General features: G+C 60.2%; 21 protein-coding genes. 12 read left to right on the top strand and 9 right to left on the bottom strand.

The genetic code is table 11. From position 1 onward, the window contains the following. The first annotated feature begins 235 nt into the window (after positions 1–235). From HNR03_RS23095 to HNR03_RS23085, 3 genes are read left to right on the top strand one after another with little or no spacing between them, the layout of a single operon-like run. Positions 236–1,222, top strand: a complete 987-nt coding sequence (locus tag HNR03_RS23095; RefSeq protein WP_259156068.1) for an ABC transporter substrate-binding protein — start codon at positions 236–238, stop codon at positions 1,220–1,222. Positions 1,223–1,231: 9 nt separating this feature from the next. Beyond that, entirely contained in the window at positions 1,232–2,035 is an 804-nt protein-coding gene (locus tag HNR03_RS23090) for an ABC transporter permease (RefSeq protein ID WP_208671336.1), read from the top strand. After that, a complete protein-coding gene (locus HNR03_RS23085) occupies positions 2,023–2,859 on the top strand; it encodes an ABC transporter ATP-binding protein (RefSeq protein ID WP_090179550.1) in 837 nt (278 codons plus the stop codon). The genes HNR03_RS23090 and HNR03_RS23085 overlap by 13 nt, the downstream gene beginning before the upstream one ends. 7 nt (positions 2,860–2,866) lie before the next feature. Here the strand turns inward: HNR03_RS23085 and HNR03_RS23080 are convergent, their stop codons facing one another. Continuing rightward, on the bottom strand, positions 2,867–3,946 hold the full coding sequence (locus HNR03_RS23080; RefSeq protein WP_259156065.1) for an endonuclease/exonuclease/phosphatase family protein: 1,080 nt from the start codon (positions 3,944–3,946) through the stop codon (positions 2,867–2,869). A 66-nt stretch (positions 3,947–4,012) separates the two neighbouring features. After that, positions 4,013–4,687: a YciC family protein gene (locus HNR03_RS23075; RefSeq protein ID WP_222588577.1), complete on the bottom strand. Its 675-nt coding sequence runs from the start codon at positions 4,685–4,687 to the stop codon at positions 4,013–4,015. 177 nt (positions 4,688–4,864) lie between these two features. Here HNR03_RS23075 and HNR03_RS23070 point away from each other — a divergent pair, with 177 nt between their 5' ends. The 4 genes from HNR03_RS23070 (at position 4,865) to HNR03_RS23055 (ending at position 7,856) form a co-directional block, all read left to right on the top strand. Continuing rightward, a complete protein-coding gene (locus HNR03_RS23070; protein WP_259156055.1) occupies positions 4,865–5,620 on the top strand; it encodes a DUF2076 domain-containing protein in 756 nt (251 codons plus the stop codon). A gap of 137 nt (positions 5,621–5,757) precedes the next feature. Next, positions 5,758–6,237 (top strand): NYN domain-containing protein, encoded by a 480-nt coding sequence (locus HNR03_RS23065; protein WP_090179562.1) that lies wholly within the window; start codon positions 5,758–5,760, stop codon positions 6,235–6,237. Between the two features lie 22 nt (positions 6,238–6,259). After that, a complete protein-coding gene (locus tag HNR03_RS23060) occupies positions 6,260–6,871 on the top strand; it encodes a PolC-type DNA polymerase III (protein WP_222588575.1) in 612 nt (203 codons plus the stop codon). A gap of 469 nt (positions 6,872–7,340) precedes the next feature. Continuing rightward, the gene (locus tag HNR03_RS23055; protein WP_259156045.1) at positions 7,341–7,856 is read left to right on the top strand and encodes a Bro-N domain-containing protein; all 516 of its coding nucleotides are present in this window, start codon (positions 7,341–7,343) and stop codon (positions 7,854–7,856) included. Positions 7,857–8,059: 203 nt separating this feature from the next. Here the strand turns inward: HNR03_RS23055 and HNR03_RS23050 are convergent, their stop codons facing one another. Further along, on the bottom strand, positions 8,060–8,515 hold the full coding sequence (locus tag HNR03_RS23050; RefSeq protein WP_222588574.1) for an Lrp/AsnC family transcriptional regulator: 456 nt from the start codon (positions 8,513–8,515) through the stop codon (positions 8,060–8,062). 162 nt (positions 8,516–8,677) lie between these two features. Between HNR03_RS23050 and yedA the strand changes: the two genes are divergently transcribed. Both yedA and HNR03_RS23040 read left to right on the top strand, forming a co-directional pair. Then, positions 8,678–9,604 (top strand): drug/metabolite exporter YedA, encoded by a 927-nt coding sequence (yedA, locus tag HNR03_RS23045; RefSeq protein ID WP_259156040.1) that lies wholly within the window; start codon positions 8,678–8,680, stop codon positions 9,602–9,604. Positions 9,605–9,656: 52 nt separating this feature from the next. After that, complete coding sequence (locus HNR03_RS23040) at positions 9,657–10,991, top strand: DEAD/DEAH box helicase (RefSeq protein WP_259156038.1); 1,335 nt, start codon at positions 9,657–9,659, stop codon at positions 10,989–10,991. Between the two features lie 125 nt (positions 10,992–11,116). Here HNR03_RS23040 and HNR03_RS23035 read toward each other — a convergent pair whose 3' ends face one another. Then, complete coding sequence (locus HNR03_RS23035; protein ID WP_259156037.1) at positions 11,117–12,358, bottom strand: TIGR03862 family flavoprotein; 1,242 nt, start codon at positions 12,356–12,358, stop codon at positions 11,117–11,119. A gap of 281 nt (positions 12,359–12,639) precedes the next feature. Beyond that, complete coding sequence (locus tag HNR03_RS23030) at positions 12,640–13,560, bottom strand: histone deacetylase (protein ID WP_259156036.1); 921 nt, start codon at positions 13,558–13,560, stop codon at positions 12,640–12,642. A gap of 88 nt (positions 13,561–13,648) precedes the next feature. On the opposite strand from HNR03_RS23030, the gene HNR03_RS23025 reads away from it, so the two are divergent. From HNR03_RS23025 to HNR03_RS23015, 3 genes are all read left to right on the top strand, one after another. Then, positions 13,649–14,218, top strand: coding sequence for a GNAT family N-acetyltransferase (locus tag HNR03_RS23025; RefSeq protein ID WP_259156210.1), 570 nt, complete (start codon positions 13,649–13,651; stop codon positions 14,216–14,218). Positions 14,219–14,323: 105 nt separating this feature from the next. Then, complete coding sequence (gene tesB / locus HNR03_RS23020; protein ID WP_259156035.1) at positions 14,324–15,193, top strand: acyl-CoA thioesterase II; 870 nt, start codon at positions 14,324–14,326, stop codon at positions 15,191–15,193. Then, positions 15,190–15,783: an HAD family hydrolase gene (locus HNR03_RS23015; protein WP_259156034.1), complete on the top strand. Its 594-nt coding sequence runs from the start codon at positions 15,190–15,192 to the stop codon at positions 15,781–15,783. The genes tesB and HNR03_RS23015 overlap by 4 nt, the downstream gene beginning before the upstream one ends. Positions 15,784–15,922: 139 nt before the next feature. On the opposite strand, the gene HNR03_RS23010 is transcribed toward HNR03_RS23015, so the two are convergent. The 4 genes from HNR03_RS23010 to HNR03_RS22995 form a co-directional block, all read right to left on the bottom strand. Continuing rightward, complete coding sequence (locus tag HNR03_RS23010; RefSeq protein ID WP_259156033.1) at positions 15,923–16,882, bottom strand: alpha/beta hydrolase; 960 nt, start codon at positions 16,880–16,882, stop codon at positions 15,923–15,925. Next, positions 16,883–17,776 (bottom strand): neutral zinc metallopeptidase, encoded by an 894-nt coding sequence (locus HNR03_RS23005; protein WP_259156031.1) that lies wholly within the window; start codon positions 17,774–17,776, stop codon positions 16,883–16,885. It lies immediately after the preceding gene. Between the two features lie 213 nt (positions 17,777–17,989). Beyond that, entirely contained in the window at positions 17,990–18,823 is an 834-nt protein-coding gene (locus tag HNR03_RS23000; RefSeq protein WP_259156030.1) for an aldo/keto reductase, read from the bottom strand. After that, a complete protein-coding gene (locus HNR03_RS22995; RefSeq protein WP_259156021.1) occupies positions 18,807–20,555 on the bottom strand; it encodes an FAD-dependent oxidoreductase in 1,749 nt (582 codons plus the stop codon). The genes HNR03_RS23000 and HNR03_RS22995 overlap by 17 nt, the downstream gene beginning before the upstream one ends. Positions 20,556–20,635 lie beyond the last annotated feature (80 nt).

Genomic DNA, 20,635 nt, shown 5'->3' with positions numbered 1-20,635 from the left:
CGTGCACCCCCGCAAACAGTGCTCATTTGCAGTGCGCACTACCCAGTTTTTTCATCATTCCCAACGACATATTTCCTGATTTTCCTATTCCCGGCCTTGGTCCAACATCGACTTCGCCAGTCAGCCGAACGCTGCCCACTCGAAGGTCCATCAGAGACCACCAGTGACAGCTCACCCAAGGCTACTGGCCGTACTGCCCATGACAAAACTAAATCAACAGCTTTGGGAGTGCTCCATGATCAAGTCCTTGTTTACCCGTTTCGCTCATCCACTGGCGGTCACCGCCATCGCCGCGACGGTCGCCACCAGCGCCCAGGCCGGCACCCTGTCCATCGGCCATACCACGTGGGTCGGCTACGGCACGCTCTACCTGGCTCAGGACCTGGGCTACTTCAAGGAAAACGGATTGACCGTCGAATTGCCCGTCGTCGAAGAGGCGTCGATGTACATGGCCGCCCAAGCCTCGGGTGAGTTGTCGGGCTCGGCGTCGACCATCGACGAGGTGCTCAAATACCGTCCGCAGTTCTGCTTCAAGGCGGTAGCGGCACTGGATGACAGCCATGGTGGCGACGGTGTTCTGGTGGGCAAGGACGTCAAGAGTCTGCAGGAACTCAAAGGCAAAGCCGTCGCGGTGAACGAAGGGTCGACCTCGCAGTTCTGGCTGTCGTACCTGCTGAAAAAGCACGGCATGAGCATGAGTGACATTACCGTGCAGAACATGACGGCAGACGATGCCGCCACCGCGTTCATCGCCGGTCGCGTACCCGCCGCTGTGACGTGGGAGCCGCACCTGTCGATGGTGCGCAGCAAACAGCAAGGCAAGGTGCTGATCGATAGCAGCAGCACGCCGGGTGTGATTGTCGACGTGGTCGCACTCAACTGTACGGTCATCGAAAAGCAGCCGGAAGACGTCAAGGCGCTGGTTGCCGGTCTCTACAAAGCGGTGAAATACACCCAGGAACATCCACAGGAAGCCTACAAAATCATGGCCAAAGGCGTTGGCGGTTACCTCGCCGATCCGAAGGAGCTGGAAGCCGCCGCGCAAGGCGTGCGCTTCTACGATCAGGCCATGAGCGAGAAACTCCTGGGCTCGCCAGGCAAACCGGGCGATAGCGAACCGCTGATCAAACTGGCCAACGAAACCGCCAGTGAATTGCAGGGCAAACCCTACAACGTCAGCAATGACGACCTGATCGACAACCGTTTCGTCAGCCCGCTGTAGGAGGTTCGCATGTTCAAGCGCAATTCATGGCTGAGCCGCTGCATCACGCCCAAGACCGGCCTGCCGGTGCAGGTGATCTGGAGCGCGAGCGGTCTGGCCTGGGTGTTGTTGATCGGTCTGTGGGCCGGGTTGTCTTACGGCGGCGTGGTGCCGGGCATGTTCCTGCCGACACCGGGCGCGGTGGTGGAGGCGGCCGTGCGCCTGAGCCGCGATGGCACGCTCGGCCAGCACGTGTGGGCCAGCGTCGAAGTGGTGATGGTCGGTTTCATCGTCTCATCCCTGGTGGCGGTGCCGCTGGGACTGTTGATGGGCAGCTTTCGGATCGTCCAGGCGTTCCTCGAACCGATGGTCAATTTCATCCGCTACCTGCCGGTGACCTCGTTCGTGCCACTGTTCATCCTGTGGATCGGTATCGGTCTGGAGCAGCGGGTCTCGGTGATTATTTTCGGCGTGTTCTTCCAGCAACTGGTGATGATCGCGGACGTGTCCAAGGGCATCTCCAAGGACTTGATCAACGCGTCTTACACCCTGGGTTCGAATCGTCGCGATGCGGTGCTGCATGTGATTGCCCCGGCATCGTTGCCGGGTGTGCTCGACACCTTGCGCGTGACCATGGGCTGGGCCTGGACGTACCTGGTGGTCGCCGAGCTGGTCGCAGCCTCCAGCGGTCTGGGCTATCTGAGCCTTAAAGCCATGCGCGGCTTTCAAGTGGATGTGATTTTCCTGGCTATCGCGATCATCGGCCTGCTGGGCCTGGTCACCGATCAACTGTTCCGTTTCCTTCGTCTGAGGATCGCCGCATGGGCTCAGTAAGCGCCGTAAACCCACGTTTCGTCACGCCGACGGCCGCCCCGGTGCAGGCGGCGCCACGACTGCAAGTGGACAAGGTCAGCCTGCGTTATCAGAAACCTGACGGCGGCATGTTTACCGCGCTGGAGCAGGTGTCGTTTGAAGTGCCGGATCAACAGTTCGCCGTTCTGGTCGGGCCCTCGGGCTGCGGTAAGTCAAGTTTGCTGTACCTCACGGCGGGCCTGAATGAGCCGACCGAAGGCGAGATCTACGTCGGGGGCCAGCAGGTGCAAGGTCCGGGTGCGGATCGCGGCATGGTGTTCCAGAGCTACACGCTGTTCCCGTGGCTGACCGTGCGCCAGAACGTCGAGTTCGGTCTCAAGCGGCGCGGCATGGCAGCGGCCCAGCGCAAGGAAATCGTCGACTATTACGTCAATGAAGTGGGCCTGACGGGATTCGCCGACAACTACGCCAAGCAATTGTCCGGCGGCATGATGCAGCGAGTGGCGATCGCCCGAGCGCTGGCCAATGACCCGCAAATCCTGTTGATGGATGAACCGTTCGGTGCGCTCGACAGCCAGACGCGTCTGCAAATGCAACAGCTGCTGCTACGGGTCTGGGGCAACAGCAAGAAGACCGTACTGTTCGTGACCCACGACATCGACGAAGCGATTCTGCTGGGCGATCGGGTCTACGTGATGGGCGCCAGGCCTGGGCGGATCAAGCAGATTCTGGACGTGCCGATCGAGCGCCCACGGACGCTGGACATGGTCATGGAGCGCTCGTTCATCGACATGAAACGCAGGATTTTCGGGCTGCTGCATGACGATTTGGAGGAGGTGCATTGATCCGGTTCTACGGGGCCGGCGGCAACAGGAACCGCGCAATCACCGGCAAGTGATCGGAGATGCGCAACGTATCGTCCTGCCTCACCATCGCTTCGACCCGTTTGATCCGCGGACTGTAGAACAGGTAGTCGACCGTCCGGTCCGGGCCGTTCAAGCCCGGATCATTCGGGTAATGGGTCAGCCAGTGCGCCCGGTCGACACCGCTGGCTTCGTTGTTGGTCGGGATCATCGGGTATTTGTCCCACAGCACATGCAAGGCACTGTCGGCGGAGTAGGGCGTGCGTTGGTCATCGGGCAGACGTAGATACTGGCCCAGCGGCAACAGGTTGAAATCACCACCGATCAGCCACGGCGTGCCGCGGCTTTCGTACTTGTCGAGCACCTTGGCCACGGCGGTCACTTGCGCTTGCAAGGTGTCGTCGGGCTGGACGACGCGGTCCAGATGGGTATTGAGCAGTGCCATCTGCCCGCCGTCACTCAACGGCATATAAGCCACCAGCAAGGCGTTTTTCGGTTTGAACTGACGACTGATGAAGTTGGCCGGCGCGACCGGCAATTGCAGGCGTTCGGCGTGTTCGATCTGGAAGCGGCTGAGGGTGGCGAGTTGCCGGCCGACGCTGCCGAAGATGTGCGGTTCAGGCACGAAATCGGCTTTCCAGTCGAAGGCGCGGGCGCTGCACGGATAGAGGTCGGCGAGGCGTTCCTGGAGCAACTTGAACTGGTTCTGGTAATCGCTGGCCTTGGCGTCGTCATCCAGTTCCTGCAACAGGACGACATCGGGTTGCTCGTCGCGAATCACCCGTGCTACTTCATCAAGGCTGAACGCCATGTCTTCGAGAGTAGGTTTTTCGTCGTTGCCGGCGGCCAGGTCATTCCAGAAAACATAGCGTTTACCCGCCAGGTACTGGACGTTCCAGGTCATCACTTTCAGTGCCTGACCGGGCACCAGCGTCGGTGCCTGAGCGTTGCAGCTCACCGGCAACACTTCCCTGGCCTCGGGGCGCCAGGTCAGGCTGTAGATCAGCAGGGCAATCAGGCCGGTCACGATCAACAGGCCCAGCAGGGTGTAGCGCAGTAGACGGGTCATGGCTCGGCTTATAGCGTTACAAAAGATGGCCCCGAGCATAACCGACAGTCGGGTTTAAGCCCACGGTCAGCGCGGTCCGTCAATTTTCTCGGGCACATCACTGATGAGCATGAACAGGCGAAACAGCACCACGCTGGTGAACAATTGCAGGAAGCTGTGAGCGCTGTCGATCAGCAGTGAAATCACCGGATTCTGTGGGTCGGGATAGACCGCCAGGGTTGCGCCCTTGAGCACCCACAACGGGCCCATTACACACAATATGCACACCAGGATCCGCATGAAATGGCCGCGGGTCAGGCGCAGGCTTTCTTTCATTGCGGCCAGCGGGGACAGGCCTCTGAGCACCAGCAGGTATTCGCCGAAGGCCAGCGTCACCATCAGCCAGATACCCGGCAGGAAATACAGCGACAGCCCCACCAGGATCAGCAAGGTATTGAGGCCCGTGAGCAGAGCGAAGCGCGGCCACAGGTAAGCCGACCTCGACAGCAGCTCGCGGGTGGTCGGCGATTCGCCACGACTGCGGGCATCGAGAAACAGGATCAACGCGGCGGTGTACAGCGGATACACCAGCAGGCCGACCAGCACGCTCATACCCGGGAAGCCGTCCGGCTGGCTGGAGTGGTCGACCACTTGCTGCAGCAATGCCTCGATGATCACCAGCGGCAGGCACAGCTGCACAATCTGGCCCAGATTGCGCTTGAAGAAATATAAAGAGTCACGCAGTACGTCGAACGGATTCATCAGTCGGTATCGCAGTTGAAAGCAGTGGCCCACTTTAACCGATGATGCGCTGTCGCAAGCAAACGTAAACGTTCTGTAAAGGCTATTGAAACAACTTGTTTCAGCCTCCATTAAGGTTGAGCACCTTATCCTCTTTGGAAAAGAGCAACGATTTCTCCGGCAATCTACGAGGTCGCCATGAACAGCGAAGAACAAACCCTGATCGATGGACTGTTTTCCCGGCTGCAACAGGCCGAAACGGACTCAGCCCCGCGCGACGCCCAGGCTGAGGCGCGGATCAAGGATCACCTGACTCGCCAGCCCGCGGCAGGCTATTTCATGACCCAGGCGATTCTGGTTCAAGAGGCAGCCATCAAAAGCCTCAACGAACAGAACAAGCAGTTGACCCAGCAAGTGCAGCAATTGCAGGCCGAACTGCAAGCGGCCAAGGCGCAGGCACCTGCACCGGCGCCTGCCAGTGGTGGCTTTTTATCGAGCATCTTTGGTGGAAGCTCCCGCGAGCCGCAACCCGCACCAACGCAGAGTGCGCCGCCTTCCACCGGTGGATGGCGTGAGCCCGCGCGGCCGTCATTCAATTCGCAGCCGCCACAGCAAAACTTCGGTGCCGCACCGCCGCAGCAGAACTACGCACAACCGCAACAACCGATTGGCAGCGGTTTCCTCGGCGGCGCCTTGAAAACCGCGGCCGGTGTGGCCGGTGGTGTCATGCTGGCAGAAGGCATCAGCAGCCTGTTTCACCACAACCAGCAGCCGGAAGTGGTTGAAATCATCAAGGAAGAACCGGCCCAGGTCGCCGATAAAAGCGGTGACAGCGGCTGGGGCGACGACCAGCGCGTGGCCGACAACGGCAACGACCAGGGCGGCTTCAGCGACGCCGACTACAGCGATGACAGCTCATCGTTCTTTGACAACGACGACGATTCCTTCGTCTGATGTGCCATTCGTCCGGAGCGCTACGGCGCTTCGGGCCGATTATTCCCGGAACAATCCTTCAGGCTGGCATACTGGGCAACTTTTCGGGCCTTGCGCCTGATCCTGCCCGCGCTTTGGCGCGCAAATGAGGATGACCGGTGAAAAAAATCGCAGTGTTCGCCGATGTTCAGAACCTCTATTACACCGTGCGCCAGGCCTATGGTTGCCACTTCAACTACGCCGCTTTGTGGGCTGATATCAGCAAACAGGGCGAGATCGTCGAAGCGTATGCCTACGCCATCGATCGTGGCGACAGCAAACAACAGCAATTCCAGCAGATCCTGCGCAACCTCGGTTTCATCGTGAAACTCAAACCCTACATCCAGCGCAGCGACGGTTCGGCCAAGGGCGACTGGGACGTGGGCATCACCCTCGACATCATGGACGCGGCCGATCACGTCGACGAAGTGGTGCTGGCTTCCGGCGACGGCGATTTCGACATGCTGCTGGAGCGCATCATCAACAAGCACGGCGTGCAAGCGGTGGCCTATGGCGTACCGGGCCTGACCGCCAACTCGCTGATCCGCGCCGCCAGCCGCTACGTGCCGATCGAAGGCGCGTTGCTGCTCAAGAATTGATTTTTACGGAGCTGAAACAGGTTTGGAACGCATAGCAGTCATCGACTTTGAAACCACCGGGATCTCCCCGAGCAGTAGTTGCCGGGCCACGGAAATTGCCGTGGTGATCCTTGAACAGGGGCGCATCGTCGACCGTTACCAAAGCCTGATGAACGCTGGCGTGCGCGTGCCGGGCTTCATCGAACAACTCACCGGCATCAGCAACGCCATGCTGCGCACCGCGCCGTCGGCCGAGCAGGTGATGAACGAGGTCAACGAGTTCGTTGGCATCACGCCACTGCTGGCGCACAACGCGGCATTCGACCAGAAGTTCTGGGACTTCGAGCTGGGCCGGATCAAACGCACCCGCTTGCAGAACTTTGCCTGCTCGCTGCTGCTCGCACGACGCCTGATGCCCGGCGCACCAAACCACAAACTCGGCACCCTCACCACCTTCGCCAGCCTGCCCGACACCGGCAAGGCTCACCGGGCCATGGCCGATGCCGAGATGGCCGCCAACCTGACCGCGCACCTGGCGCAAGAGCTACGGCAAAAACATGGCTTGCGCGAGTTGTCCCATGATCTGCTGGTCAGTTTGCAGAAAGTGCCGGCGGCTAAAATCAACGAGCATCTCAAGCGCCATCGCGGGTTCTGACTGACACACCACAAATCCCCTGTGGGAGCGGGCTTGCTCGCGAAAGCGATTCATCATTCAGTATTGATGTTGACTGACACTCCGCTTTCGCGAGCAAGCCCGCTCCCACATTGGATCTCCTGCGCCGTTTGATTCGTGTTTAACAACGCCTCCGATTCGATGATCGGTCCTACCGAATTTTAGGGAATGTCTGTCTTGCCCCTCATCGGTGGCATCGATAACCTTTTGACTGTCGCTGACAATTCAGCGACCGGGACTGCAAGCCCGCCGATAGTTTGATAGTCACCTACAGCCGCACCTATAATCGCGTCGCTTTATCTGGCGACCACCGATTTATGGTGGCTGTGTGCGGGAGACCTTCGGGTCTGCCGGGGTTGCCTATCGACTCGGTCTTGCAGGCCCGTACACAGCTGCCACCCATCATCCTGCAAGTGATGCTGGCAGCACCAACGTCGATAGGATTTTCGCCATGATCAAAGTTACCCCCAATCCGCCTGAAGACTCTGCGCAATCACCTGGATACGAAGCTCACTTCAGTCCCAAAACATTTATCCGTCATCACATCCAACTCCGAGCACTTCTACTTCACGCAGAGCCTTGGTTCTGCGCCCGCGATATCGGCCGGTTGATGGGTGTGGATATCAACGGCAGACAAGCGCTCAAGCTAGATGCGGATCAGCGGCAAGTGATGAGATTGTCTGGAAGCGATGACTCCCAGGAGACCTTGATGCTGAGTGAATCAGGCGTATACGCGATGCTGGTGTATCACTATTGCCCTGAAAACCGCCATTTACGGCGTTGGCTGACACACGACGTGGTGCCGATGTTGCGGGAGGAAGCGGGGACCATTTCGAATCAAGCGCCATATATGCGGGCGATGGAATGGGCGGGCGGAACTCTGCGGCTGCTGCATTGGCGGAAAGAGCCTTGGGTTCGCCTGCGGGATATGCCGGGTTTGTTGTCTGCAAGTTACAGCGGCGTTTAACGGATCGCTTCGCGGGCAAGTCGAATCGTCGCACCGCCGCGGCGAAGATCAACGAGCATCTCAAGCGCCATCGCGGGTTTTAGTGATCGTTCCCACGCTCTGCGTGGGAATGCAGCCCGGGACGCTCCGCGTCCCAAGAGCGGACGCAGAGCGTCCATTGAGGCATTCCCACGCAGAGCGTGGGAACGATCGGATGTGGCGTATCAGAGCTTTCCGTTCCCTTCCAGCTGCCCCAGCGGCACGCGCTTTTCGATGGCGCTCGACAGCACAATCGACGTCTTGCTGAAGCCGAATTTGGCGATCCGGTTAATCAACTCCTCCAACTCCGGCATCGAACCTACCGCCGCTTGCATGATCACGCACGGATCACCGGTCACACGGTGGCATTCGGTCAATTGCGGGATTTTGATCAGGTCGTCGTAGGCCTTTTGGTTGCCGTGCTGGTTCAGGCGCAGTTCGATTACGCACTGAATCGGCAATCCCAGCTTGGCCATGTCGACTTTTGCCTGGTATCCAGTAATCACCCCGCTGGCTTCGAGCTTGGCCACGCGCTCGGCCACGGCCGGGGCGGAGAGATTCACTTTGCGCGCCAGGTCGGCGTAGGACGCACGACCGTTTTCCAGCAGGGCGCCGAGCAGCATGCGGTCGTATTTGTCCATGGTCGTATTCCTGAAAATGCCTGACTTTCGAAAACACGGTTTATAGCGCTGATCTCCGTGTTTTGAAAAGTGTACCGACGCTATAAACAGGTTTTGTAACTTATTTTTCGCCGTTGGCCTTTCTAGAATAGCTATTCACATTGTCTTGTCATCGAGCTGCCCATGCCTGGCTTACGTCGTTTTCCCTTACCGCTGATCGCTGCCTTTTTCGCGTTGTACGTGATTTGGGGCTCGACTTATCTGGTGATTCGCATTGGTGTCGAATATTGGCCGCCGTTGCTGCTCGCCGGTATCCGCTTTGTGCTTGCCGGGACATTGATGTATGCGTTCCTGCGCTGGCGCGGGGCGCCCGCACCGACCTGGGCGCAGTGGAAGGCTGCCGGGATTATCGGGATCTTGTTGCTTGCTTGCGGCAACGGCGGGGTCAGTGTGGCGGAGCACATGGGCGTCGCGTCGGGCGTGGCGGCTTTGGCGGTGGCGACGGTGCCGCTGTTTACCTTGCTCTGCGGCTATTTCTGGGGCGCGCGCAATACCCGTCTTGAATGGGCCGGGATTGTGCTGGGATTGATCGGCATCGCCATGCTCAATTTGGGTTCGAACCTGCAATCGAGCCCGCTGGGTGCGCTGTTGCTGGTGTTCGCGGCGGCTTCCTGGGCGTTCGGTTCGGTCTGGAGCAAACACTTGCCGTTGCCCCAGGGCGCGATGGCCAGTGCCGTGGAAATGCTGGTCGGCGGCGTAGCGTTGTTGATCGGCAGTGCGCTGAGTGGTGAGCATCTGCAAGCCATGCCGCCAATAGAAGGATGGGCGGCCCTGGCCTACCTGACTTTCTTCGGTTCGATCATCGCCTTCAACGCTTATATGTACCTGTTGAAAAATGTGCGCCCGGCGGCCGCCACCAGTTATGCCTACGTCAACCCTGCGGTCGCGGTGTTGCTGGGGATCGTGTTTGTCGGCGAGACCATCGGCATCGAGGAAGGGCTGGCGATGATGGTGATCATCAGTGCCGTGGTGTTGATCGGATTGCCGCAGTGGCGCAGGGCGCCTGTTCAGCCGGCCGTAGCGGTGCCGACAGAATCCCGCGTGATTTAGGGTAAACTGCGCGCCATTGCATGCCCGCGCTGAATTTTCCTACGGTACTCCCATGACTTTCGCCTCTCTTGGCCTGATCGAACCCTTGCTGCGCTCTCTCGAGACGCTCGGCTACCAGACCCCGACGCCGGTTCAGGCGCAAGCCATTCCGGCGGTGCTGGCCGGTCGCGACCTGATGGCCGCCGCCCAGACCGGCACCGGCAAGACCGCCGGTTTCGCGTTGCCGCTGCTGCAATTGCTGGCCATGGAAGGGCCGAAAGTCACTGCCAACTCGGTACGCGCGTTGATCCTCGTGCCAACCCGCGAGCTGGCCGAACAGGTTCACGAAGCCGTGCGTCAATACGCCGAGAACCTGCCGCTGAGCACTTACGCGGTGTACGGCGGCGTCAGCATCAACCCGCAAATGATGAAGCTGCGCAAAGGCGTCGATCTGCTGGTGGCGACCCCGGGGCGCTTGCTCGACCTGTTCCGTCAGAACGCGCTGAAGTTCAACCAGCTGCAAACCCTGGTGCTGGACGAGGCGGATCGCATGCTCGATCTGGGCTTCTCCGAGGAGCTGGGGAATATTTACAAGGCGCTGCCGAAGAAACGCCAGACGCTGTTGTTCTCGGCAACCTTCTCCGACGCGATCCGCACCCTGGCCGGACAAATGCTCAACGACCCGCTGAGCATTGAAGTCAGCCCACGCAACGTGGCGGCCAATACCGTCAAGCAGTGGGTGGTGACGGTGGACAAGAAGCGCAAACCGGAGCTGTTCGTCCACTTGATGCGCAAGGGCAAGTGGAAGCAGGTGCTGGTGTTCGCCAAGACCCGCAACGGTGTGGATGCGCTGGTGGAAAAACTTCAGGGCCTGGGCATCAACGCCGACGGCATCCACGGCGACAAACCGCAGGCAACCCGCCAACGCGCGCTGGACCGTTTCAAGGCCAGTGAAGTGCAGATTCTGGTGGCTACCGACGTTGCCGCCCGTGGTCTGGATATCGAAGATTTGCCGTTGGTGGTCAACTTCGACCTGCCGATCGTGGCTGAAGATTACATCCACCGCATCGGTCGCACCGGCCGTGCGGGTGCAACCGGGCAGGCCATTTCGCTGGTCTGCGCCGATGAAGTGAATCTGCTGTCGGCCATCGAGACGTTGACCCGTCAGACGCTACCTCGGCAGATGGAGCACGACTTCGAACCTGAGCACCGGGTACCGGACACCGATGCCAGCGGCCAGGTAGTCAAGAAGCCGAAAAAACCGAAGAAGCCAAAGACGTCCAGTGGCGGTAAACGCAATCTGGGCAAGTGGGTCGAGAGTGGCGATGCTTCGGCGCCGGAACCTTCGATCAAGCCAGTGCGCAAAGTGCCGGTGTTCAACACTGGGCCGCGTAAGAAGAAGCCTTGATCGCTTAAGGATCATTCCCACGCTCTGCGTGGGAATGCAGCCCGGGACGCTCTGCGTCCCTTCAAAGCCGAACGCAGAGCGTCCGAAGAGGCATTCCCACGCAGAGCGTGGGAACGATCAGTCGATCAGGTTCGGTGTTTCAACCATTCGATCATCCCCAACCCCGCCGCGCGCCCACTGGCGAAACACGCGGTCAGCAGATAGCCGCCCGTCGGCGCTTCCCAATCGAGCATTTCCCCTGCGCAGAACACGCCGGGCAGTTGCTTGAGCATCAAGCGTTCATCCATCGCCTCGAACATCACGCCACCCGCGCTGCTGATGGCCTCGTCCAGTGGGCGGGTTTTTACCAGGGTCAGTGGTAACGACTTGATTGCTTTGGCCAGCAGTGCCGGATCGGTGAAGCAGTCGGCCGGCGTCAGCTCTCGCAACAGCGCCGCTTTCACGCCATCAATTCCAAGCTGACTGTGCAGGTGTTTTGACATGGAGCGTGAGCCACGGGGTTTGCTCAGTGCTGCCTGAACTTTATCCACAGGTCGGCCCGGCAACAGGTCGAGATGGATTGTCGCCAAACCGTGCAGGTTGATCGCTTCGCGGATCGGTGCTGACAGGGCGTAGATCAAACTGCCTTCAATCCCCGTTGCCGTGATTACACATTCGCCGAGTCGTGGCACGTCGTCATTGAGGCCGATGGCGATGTTTTTCAGCGGTGCTCCGGCGAATTTACTGACCATCAGTTCGCTCCAGGCCTGCACCTCGAAACCGCAATTGCTCGGTTGCAGAGGCATCAGTCCTACGCCGCGTTGTTCCAGCGGCAGCATCCACGCGCCGTCCGAACCGAGGCGCGACCAACTGCCGCCACCGAGGGCCAGCAACATGGCGTCCGGCTGGATGATTTTTTCGCCCTCGGGACTGTCAATGCGCAATCCACCGCTGTCATGCCAGCCAAGCCAACGGTGACGGGTGTGGATAACCACGCCCGCATCGCGCAGGCGTTTAAGCCAGGCGCGCAACAGCGGCGCGGCTTTCATGTCGGTTGGAAACACGCGGCCGGAGCTGCCGACAAAGGTTTCGATGCCCAGGTCATGAATCCATTGGCACAGCGCGTCGGCGCCGAAGGATCGCAGCAGCGGCGCAATCTGTGGCGCACGTTCGGCGTAGCGCGAGAGGAAGGCCGGGTAGGCTTCGGAGTGGGTGATGTTCATGCCGCCAACACCGGCCAGGAGGAATTTTCGTCCCACCGAAGGCATGCCGTCGTACAAGTCGACGCGGATTCCGGCCAGGCTCAACACTTCGGCCGCCATCAAACCGGCGGGGCCGCCGCCGATGATGGCGACGCGAGGGGAGTGAGCGGCGGAAGATTGGGTCATGGGAAGCGCTGCGGTATGGCGGAATAAGCCGCGCATTCTATCAGCACAGTTACCTGTAGGAGCGAGCTTGCTCGCGATGGCGTCAGATCAGTCGACATTGATGTTGGATGTGAAGGCCTCATCGCGAGCAGGCTCACTCCTACAGGGGAATGTTGGTGTTTTTGAAGGTGGTTAAAAAACAACCACCGAGTTGTAGGCTAAGTGCAACGAGGCCTGCAGACCCTTTCACTCAGGTTATCCACAGGCAGTTCCACAGGCATTGTGGGTAAAGCGCCCACAGCTCAATGACAGCCTGATGACGTCCAGACCCGTTGCGCGCTGTGATGCAGGATTCCGTGACGGCGCGCCAGTGCCTGGCGGTCCTTGCTGTAGCCGCCGCCGATCACCCCGACCACTGGAATATCGCGCCCCAGGCAATGGCGCATCACGCTTTCATCGCGGGCGGCCACGCCTTCGTCGGTCAGCTTCAGGTAACCGAGCGCGTCGTCCTTATGCACATCGACGCCCGCGTCATACAACACCAGATCGGGTTGGTAGAGCGGCAGCAGATAGTTGAGCGCATCGTCCACCACCTTCAGGTAATCGCCATCGCCCATGCCCTTGGGCAACGGGATGTCCCAGTCGCTTTCGGCTTTGCGTGCAGGAAAATTCTTTTCGCAGTGCAGGGAAACCGTTATCGCGTCCGGCGTGTTGTGCAGAATCCGTGCAGTCCCGTCGCCCTGGTGCACGTCGCAATCGAAGATCAGCACCCGGTTCACTCGGCCACTTTCCAGCAGGTAATGGCTGATCACCGCCAAGTCATTGAAGATGCAGAAGCCGGCCGGGTAATCGTAATGCGCGTGATGCGTGCCGCCGGCCAAGTGACAGGCCAGGCCATGTTCCAGTGCCTGCTCGGCCGCCAGCAGTGAACCGCCCACTGCTCGCACCGTACGCCGGGCCAGCGCTTCGCTCCAGGGCAGGCCGAGTCGCCGTTGGTCCTCGCGGGACAACTCACCGCTCATGTAGCGTTCGATATACGCAGCGTCATGGGCCAGGGCGAGAATTTCCGCTGGGCAGAGTTGCGGTCGCAGCAGATCGGCGTCCCGGGTCAGGCCGCTGTCCACCAGGTGATCGCGCAGCAGGCGAAACTTGTCCATGGGGAAGCGGTGGTCCGCCGGGAATTCGGGGCTGTAGTCTTCGTGGTAAATCAGCGGCAGGGACATGGCGGGCTTTTATTCAGTACGACAGGCAGGAATGAAGGAACGATCCTACCAGCGATGTAGACTTGCGGCATGGAAAGGGGAGGACATGATGGAGCCGATACAGGAACTCGAGAGCGCGCGGCTGCTGTTGCGACAGTGGCGCGATGAAGATTTGCCTGAGTTTGCGGCGATGTGCGCCGATCCACAGGTGATGCGCTATTTTCCGGCGCCGTTGAGTCGTATGGAAAGTGCTTCGCTGATCGGACGGATTCGCGGGCATTTTGCCGAGCATGGTTTCGGCCTTTGGGCATTGGAGCGTAAAGACACCGGCGCCTTTATAGGTTTTACCGGCCTCGGCGTGGTTGGCTTCGACGCGCCCTTCACCCCGGCGACCGAAATCGGCTGGCGCCTGGCACGCGAGCATTGGGGCCTGGGGTATGCCAGTGAAGCGGCATGGACGGCTCTGCGCTGCGGGTTTGACCGTCTGGCACTGGACGAGGTCGTGTCCTTTACCGCCAAAGACAACCTGCCTTCGGAAAAGGTCATGCAGGCCATCGGCATGCATCATGATTCAGCCGATGATTTCGAACACCCCCGGCTCGCGGCCGATCATCCCCTGCGTCACCATGTGCTCTACCGCATTACCCGCGAACGATGGCTGCAAACCTTGCATGGATAAGCGGGCGCGGACGTTTACAATGGCTCCCAAGTGGCCCGGGCCAGAATCTGAATTGACCGCCGCAGCCAAGACTGCGCGGCATTGCGTTGTGTGAGGAGAGTCTGAATGAGCCAAGTGTTGGATGATCTGGTCGACTTGCTGACCCTGGAACCGATCGAAGAAAACCTGTTTCGTGGCCGCAGCCAGGACTTGGGTTTTCGTCAATTGTTTGGTGGTCAGGTAATCGGTCAGTCTCTGTCGGCCGCCAGTCAGACGGTCGAAGAAACGCGCCATGTGCATTCGATGCACGGTTATTTCCTGCGTCCCGGCGATTCCGCTTTGCCCGTGGTCTACCAGGTTGATCGGGTGCGTGATGGCGGCAGTTTCAGCACGCGTCGAGTGACGGCGATCCAGAAGGGCAACCCGATCTTCACCTGCAGCGCCTCCTTCCAGTACGACGAAAAAGGCTTCGAGCACCAGGCCGAGATGCCGATTGTGGTAGGTCCGGAAAACCTGCCATCGGAGCTTGAACTGGCTCAGCAGCGTGCGCACCTGATTCCCGAGCACATGCGCGAAAAGCTGCTGTGCCCCAAACCGATCGAGTTCCGACCGATCACCGAAAAAGACCCCTACAACCCGCAACCGTCCGATCCGGTGAAGTACGTCTGGTTTCGCGCCGACGGTGCCTTGGCCGACACCCCGGCGCTGCACAAATACCTGCTGGCCTACGCCTCGGACTTCGGTCTGCTGACCACCTCGATGCAACCCCACGGCAAATCGGTCTGGCAGAAAGACATGCAGGTCGCCAGCCTCGATCACGCGCTGTGGTTCCATGCGGACCTGCGCGCCGATGACTGGTTGCTGTACGCGATGGACAGCCCGTGGGCCGGCAATTCGCGCGGGTTCACCCGTGGTAGCGTGTTCAATCGTGCCGGCCAACTGGTGGCCTCGGTCACTCAGGAAGGGCTGATCCGTCATCGCAAGGATTGGGCATGAGCCTGGCCGAGGTGCGGCACTGGGTGTTCGACATGGACGGCACCCTGACGGTGGCTGTGCATGACTTCGCAGCCATTCGCGTGGCGCTGGCGATCCCGGCCGAAGACGACATCCTGACTCACCTCGCGGCGTTGCCGGCCGATGAAGCCGCCGCCAAACACGCGTGGCTGCTGGGGCATGAACGGGATCTGGCGCTGGGTTCGAAACCGGCGCCCGGCGCGGTGGAGCTGGTGCGGGAATTGGCTGGACGCGGTTATCGCCTGGGCATTCTCACGCGCAATGCCCGGGAGCTGGCGCATGTGACGCTGGAGGCGATCGGCCTGGCCGACTGCTTTGCGGTGGAAGATGTGCTGGGCCGTGATGAAGCGCCGCCGAAACCGCATCCCGGTGGTCTGCTGAAATTGGCCAAGGCCTGGAACGTGCCTGCGAGCGAGATGGTGATGGTCGGTGATTACCGGTTTGATCTGGATTGCGGTCGGGCGGCGGGTGCGCGGACAGTGTTGGTTAACCTGCCGGATAATCCGTGGCCTGAGCTGACGGATTGGCATGCGGCGGATTGTGTGGCGTTGCGGCAAATGCTTTCGGCTTGATGCAATTGTTGCCTGATCCGATGCCTTCGCGGGCAAGCCCGCTCCCACAGGTTTGTGTGCCGGTCTGATAATTCAGGCATGGCACATAACTGTGGGAGCGGGCTTGCCCGCGAAGGCGTCGAATCAGGCAATAAAAAACTCACTGCCCGAACAAAACCTTCTGCCCCTCCGGCGATGTAAACATCCCATCTCCGTTGTGCCCAACCCCGGGCACTTCGACCAGTCGCTGATTCACCCCTTGCGGGTTGCGACGCAGCAGGTAGTTGAAATAATTCTGTCCGCGAACCAATCGGTAAGCGCCTTGGGCTTCGGCCTCGCAGCCTTTATCCAGCGCCGGATGCTGCGGGTCGATGTCTTGCTGCCCGAGCAGATAAGTCACGTCGCGTTTGACGTAATTGCCTTCAATCTGCGGAGCCGTTTGCCCACTGGCGTAAATGGGCAGATCCGTCAGTCCATACTTCCAGCGATTGAACCCCGGACAGCCGGCATGGTTGAACGCTACGGGCCGCTGTTCATTGAAGTACGCGTAGGACGAAGGGTTGGCGACCACATAGCGAAGTTTCACGCCCGCAGCCGTCAGTGCCGGTTGGTCGTGAGCCAACAGCGCATAGCGCTGAACGACCTGGGCGCCACCGGAGTGACCGGCGATGATGATTTGCTTCACGTCCGGAAACTGTCGACGGTCGCTGATTCTCTCGATGATCTGGTCCAGGGCCGCATAGGAACTCACCCGAAACGGAGCGGTGGATAATCCACCGGCCATCCAGTCATTGCCCTGCCAGCGCAACACGGTGTCCGCCACCGGATGTTGGGCAATGTCGGTTTCGTTGAGAAACTGTGGGGCGATCACCAGGGTGTTCGCACTTTGCCCGGCCAGCTGCGCCGCACGTTCGGCGCTCTGGCGATAGGTTTCGGCGTTGCGCAGACGGCCATGGATGATGATCAGCACCCGTTCGATTTTCGTCGGCGCCGGGCTGATGCCCATCGCCATCTCACCTTCTTTCAACAACAAGCGCCCGGGGCTGATCTCTTTGACCGCATGTTCTTCAGCCTGGGTAAACATGCAGGTGAACAGCAACATCAACAGCCAATTTTTCATTTACAGGTTTTTCGCCGCAAAGGTATCGCACTGGCCCACCTGGCCTTGCGCAAATCCGGTTTTAAACCAGCGCACCCTTTGCGCCGACGTGCCATGGGTAAACGAGTCCGGTACCACGCGACCCTGGCCTTGCTGCTGCAAACGGTCGTCACCGATAGCGTTGGCGGCGTTCAAGGCTTCTTCGATGTCACCCGGTTCCAGCCAGTTCAGACGCTTCTGTGCATTGTTGGCCCAGACGCCGGCCAGGCAATCGGCCTGCAATTCCTGACGCACCAGCAAACCTCCGTCGCCTTCCATCTTCCGGCCTTGCTGGCGGGCTGTCTGCATTTTCGCCGAAACACCGAGCAGGGTCTGAACGTGGTGTCCGACTTCGTGAGCGATCACGTAGGCCTGCGCGAAATCTCCTGCCGCAGAAAAGCGTTGCGACATTTCCTGGAAGAAACTCATGTCCAGGTAGACCTTCTGGTCTGCCGGGCAATAGAACGGGCCGGTCGCCGACGTCGCGAGGCCACAGGCCGAATTGACGCGATTGCTGAACAGCACCAGCGTCGGGTTTTTGTACTGATGACCGGCCTGCTGGAAAATCTGGCCCCAGGTGTCTTCGGTGTCGCCGAGGATTGATCGCACGAACTCGGCGCCTTCGTCATTGGCCGGCGGCGCTTTGCGGCTCTGGTTGGTGGCCGGTGCCGATTGTTCGCTCATTTGCCCGGTCAGTTGTCCGAGGATCTGCATCGGGTCCTGGCCGGTAATCCAGCCGATCCCGACAATCAGGATGATCGCGGTCAGGCTCAGGCCCTTGCCACCGCCAAAACGCATCCCACCGCCGCCACTGCCGACATCGTCACCGCGGGCATCGACCACGTTGTCGCTGCGTCGGCCTTTTTTCCATAGCATGTGGGAATCCTCTGATTGTCCGTGGGGATGAGTGTCGCTGGTGAGTGGGAGCGGCGCCAGTCCGGCCGTCCGGCTTTTATCGCGCACGGCAGCATTCCCGGCAATCAGTGGCGGTCGCCGGGAACCTCTCAGGTCTGTATTGAACGTGGGTAACCCAGCTAATTCCGTCAGGCGATGGGTTTTTATCGAGCAGGCGACGGCCTGTACCGTAAATTACTGGTCGAACGCGTCCCACACCGGTGCGAAATCGGGATTGACCTGACGCTCGCGCTTGGACAGACCGGCAATCAATGCCCGGTCTTCGTCGTCCAGATTCACTTGCAGCGATGCAAGGTTGGCCAGTTGATTGGCCTTGCTGCTGGCTTTGGGAATCGCCGCCACATTGGCTTGGTCGAGCAGCCATTTGAGCGCGACCTGAGTCGGCAGCACCCCGTGTTTGGCCGCAATCTGCTGGAGCGCCGCAAGGTCCGAGACCTTGTTGCGGGCCAAGGGTGAATAGGCCGTCAGCGCCATGTCATGTCGACGGGCATAGTCCAGCAGCGCATTTTGTCCGAGCAGCACGTGGTATTCGACCTGGATGGCGGACAGCGGCGCGCCCAGTTCTTCCACGACTTTGCGCAGCAGCGGCAACGGAAAATTCGCCACGCCGATGTGGCGTGCCAGGCCTTGTTCCTTGAGCGACACCAGGGTTTTGATGGTCTGTGGCAAGTCCCAATCGGTCGTCGGCCAATGGATCATGAACAGGTCGACGTAATCGCTGCGCAAGGCTTTCAGGCTGCGGTCCATGGAGTGACGCATGGCGTCCGGTTGCAGTTGGTTCCACCAGACTTTGGTGGTGACGTGGATCTGATCGCGAGGCGTAGGACTGTTCGCCAATGCTTGGCCGACTGCGTCTTCATTGTTGTAGGCCGCGGCAGTGTCGATGTGTCGATAGCCTGAGATCAACGCCTGTTCGACTGCACGGGTGCATTCTTCACCCAGCATCGGCCAGGTGCCGAGACCGAGTTTGGGCATGTTCAGTCCTTGGGCATTAACGATTCGCTGCATGATCGATCTCCTGTTCGTAAGCGGTGATACCGGCGATATGGCGGGCGGCGATGTAGCCGAACGTCAGCGCCGGACCCAGATTGATGCCGCCGGCGGGGTAGTGCCCGCCCATGATGCTGGCCATGTCACCGCCCGCCGCGTAAAGCCCGGGGATGGCCTGACCCGATCCGCCCAGCACCTGAGCGTGTTGGTTGACCTCGAGCCCGGCAAAGGTACCGAAACAACCGGGCTGGACCTTCACTGCGTAAAACGGCCCCTGTTCAATGGGGGCGACGCAGGGGTTGGGGTGCTGCAAGGCGTCACCCTGTTTGCGGTTGTAAGGCGTCGAACCACGACCGAACTGCGGGTCTTCGCCGTTGCGCGCGTGCTGGTTGTAATGCGACACAGTGCGGCGTAATCCGTTCGGGTCGATGCCACAGGCGGCAGCCAATTCCTCAAGCGTATTACCGGTTTTCAGATAGCCGCTGCGGATAAAGCCTGACAACGGCAGCGGAAACGGCCGGGAGATACCCAAGCCGTAACGTCGCTGGAAAGCATGGCTGCAGATCAGCCACGAAGCGACTTCTTCGCTTGAAGGCGCGGCGTTGACCATGGCGGTGACGTAGTCGTAGTAACCGTTGGCTTCATTGACAAAACGCTGGCCGTTGCTCAGCACACCGATGATTCCCGGCTTGCCACGCTCGATGATGTGCGGGAAGTGTCCGACGCTGCCGTCCTTGTGAGGCACTCGCGAAACCGGTGCCCAGGCCACTGCAGAAGCCATTTCAGTATTGACTCGCGCACCGACGCTTTCGCCTAGGCGCAAGCCATCGCCGCAGACTCCGAGGGGCGGCAACGCCAAGTGTTCATGGCCGGTCGGGGTGCGCGGGAACAAGGATTTTCGCCGTTCGATGTCATGGGCAAAACCACCGGCGGCCAGTATTACAGCCTTGCGTGCATGGATGCGGATGTTGCCCTTGGCCGTCCTGACCTGCGCGCCTCGGACTTGTTCGTTTTCGCGCAGTAATTCGGTGACTGGTGCTGACTCCCAGAGCAGCACACCGAGGTCTTCGGCGGATTTTGCCAGGCGAGCGACCAGCGCCACGCCGTTGACCAATTGCATTGCCCGACCATGAACGGCGAGGTCCAGCAGGTGCCGGGTAAAGCGTCGGGTCACGTGCCAGGCGGCCGACAGTGAACGCGTCAGATTGAGAAACGCCGCAAGGTCCGCACCCGCCATGATCGGCATGCCCATGAACGACGTTTCCCGCAGGGTTCGGCGAAGACGCTTGAGCAGCTTGCTGACTTTTCGCCCGTCATATGGTGCAGCGATCACTGATCGCCCGCCGGTGCCTGCGCCTGGCGTGTCGCCGTGGATGTCGGCAATCGCGTTGCCGTCGGCGAATTGCAGTGAGGTGTGTTGCTCGAAGAACGCCACCATCCGTGGGCCGGCCTCCAGGAACGCGTCGATCATTGCCGGTTGGTAATGCTCGCCCAATTCGTGTTTCAGGTAAGTGCGCGGTTGCTCGACATCTTCGACAATACCGGCACGTCGCGCCAAAGGATTGCACGGCACCCAGGCCCAACCGCCGGACCATGCCGTGGCGCCACCGAACACCGGGTCTTTCTCGACCACGATTACCTTCAACCCGTGCCACGCCGCCGTGACGGCTGCCGATAATCCGGCAGCCCCAGAGCCGATAATCAGCACATCGCAATCGATGTCCGGGAGTGAACGGGGTTCGGCAGGCATAGTGTGGCGCTCCAACGCTTTGTGTATTTTTGGAATTTGATTCCAGAAAATATAGGAGGCGGTTCCTGCTCGGCAACCGC

The sequence above is a fragment of the Pseudomonas sp. JAI111 genome (genome assembly GCF_024809425.1).
Classification (GTDB): Bacteria; Pseudomonadota; Gammaproteobacteria; order Pseudomonadales; family Pseudomonadaceae; genus Aquipseudomonas.
The sequence above is the reverse complement of the archived record's forward strand: the minus strand, read 5'-3'. Positions and strand labels throughout refer to the sequence as shown.

Bases quoted from the DNA above. Each gene is read 5' to 3' on its own strand.
- HNR03_RS23095 (WP_259156068.1), top strand. From the start codon at position 236: ATGATCAAGTCCTTGTTTACCCGTTTCGCTCATCCACTGGCGGTCACC.
- HNR03_RS23090 (WP_208671336.1), top strand. From the start codon at position 1,232: ATGTTCAAGCGCAATTCATGGCTGAGCCGCTGCATCACGCCCAAGACC.
- HNR03_RS23085 (WP_090179550.1), top strand. From the start codon at position 2,023: ATGGGCTCAGTAAGCGCCGTAAACCCACGTTTCGTCACGCCGACGGCC.
- HNR03_RS23080 (WP_259156065.1), bottom strand. From the start codon at position 3,946: ATGACCCGTCTACTGCGCTACACCCTGCTGGGCCTGTTGATCGTGACC.
- HNR03_RS23075 (WP_222588577.1), bottom strand. From the start codon at position 4,687: ATGAATCCGTTCGACGTACTGCGTGACTCTTTATATTTCTTCAAGCGC.
- HNR03_RS23070 (WP_259156055.1), top strand. From the start codon at position 4,865: ATGAACAGCGAAGAACAAACCCTGATCGATGGACTGTTTTCCCGGCTG.
- HNR03_RS23055 (WP_259156045.1), top strand. From the start codon at position 7,341: ATGATCAAAGTTACCCCCAATCCGCCTGAAGACTCTGCGCAATCACCT.
- HNR03_RS23050 (WP_222588574.1), bottom strand. From the start codon at position 8,515: ATGGACAAATACGACCGCATGCTGCTCGGCGCCCTGCTGGAAAACGGT.
- yedA (WP_259156040.1), top strand. From the start codon at position 8,678: ATGCCTGGCTTACGTCGTTTTCCCTTACCGCTGATCGCTGCCTTTTTC.
- HNR03_RS23040 (WP_259156038.1), top strand. From the start codon at position 9,657: ATGACTTTCGCCTCTCTTGGCCTGATCGAACCCTTGCTGCGCTCTCTC.
- HNR03_RS23035 (WP_259156037.1), bottom strand. From the start codon at position 12,358: ATGACCCAATCTTCCGCCGCTCACTCCCCTCGCGTCGCCATCATCGGC.
- HNR03_RS23030 (WP_259156036.1), bottom strand. From the start codon at position 13,560: ATGTCCCTGCCGCTGATTTACCACGAAGACTACAGCCCCGAATTCCCG.
- HNR03_RS23025 (WP_259156210.1), top strand. From the start codon at position 13,649: ATGGAGCCGATACAGGAACTCGAGAGCGCGCGGCTGCTGTTGCGACAG.
- tesB (WP_259156035.1), top strand. From the start codon at position 14,324: ATGAGCCAAGTGTTGGATGATCTGGTCGACTTGCTGACCCTGGAACCG.
- HNR03_RS23015 (WP_259156034.1), top strand. From the start codon at position 15,190: ATGAGCCTGGCCGAGGTGCGGCACTGGGTGTTCGACATGGACGGCACC.
- HNR03_RS23010 (WP_259156033.1), bottom strand. From the start codon at position 16,882: ATGAAAAATTGGCTGTTGATGTTGCTGTTCACCTGCATGTTTACCCAG.
- HNR03_RS23005 (WP_259156031.1), bottom strand. From the start codon at position 17,776: ATGCTATGGAAAAAAGGCCGACGCAGCGACAACGTGGTCGATGCCCGC.
- HNR03_RS23000 (WP_259156030.1), bottom strand. From the start codon at position 18,823: ATGCAGCGAATCGTTAATGCCCAAGGACTGAACATGCCCAAACTCGGT.
- HNR03_RS22995 (WP_259156021.1), bottom strand. From the start codon at position 20,555: ATGCCTGCCGAACCCCGTTCACTCCCGGACATCGATTGCGATGTGCTG.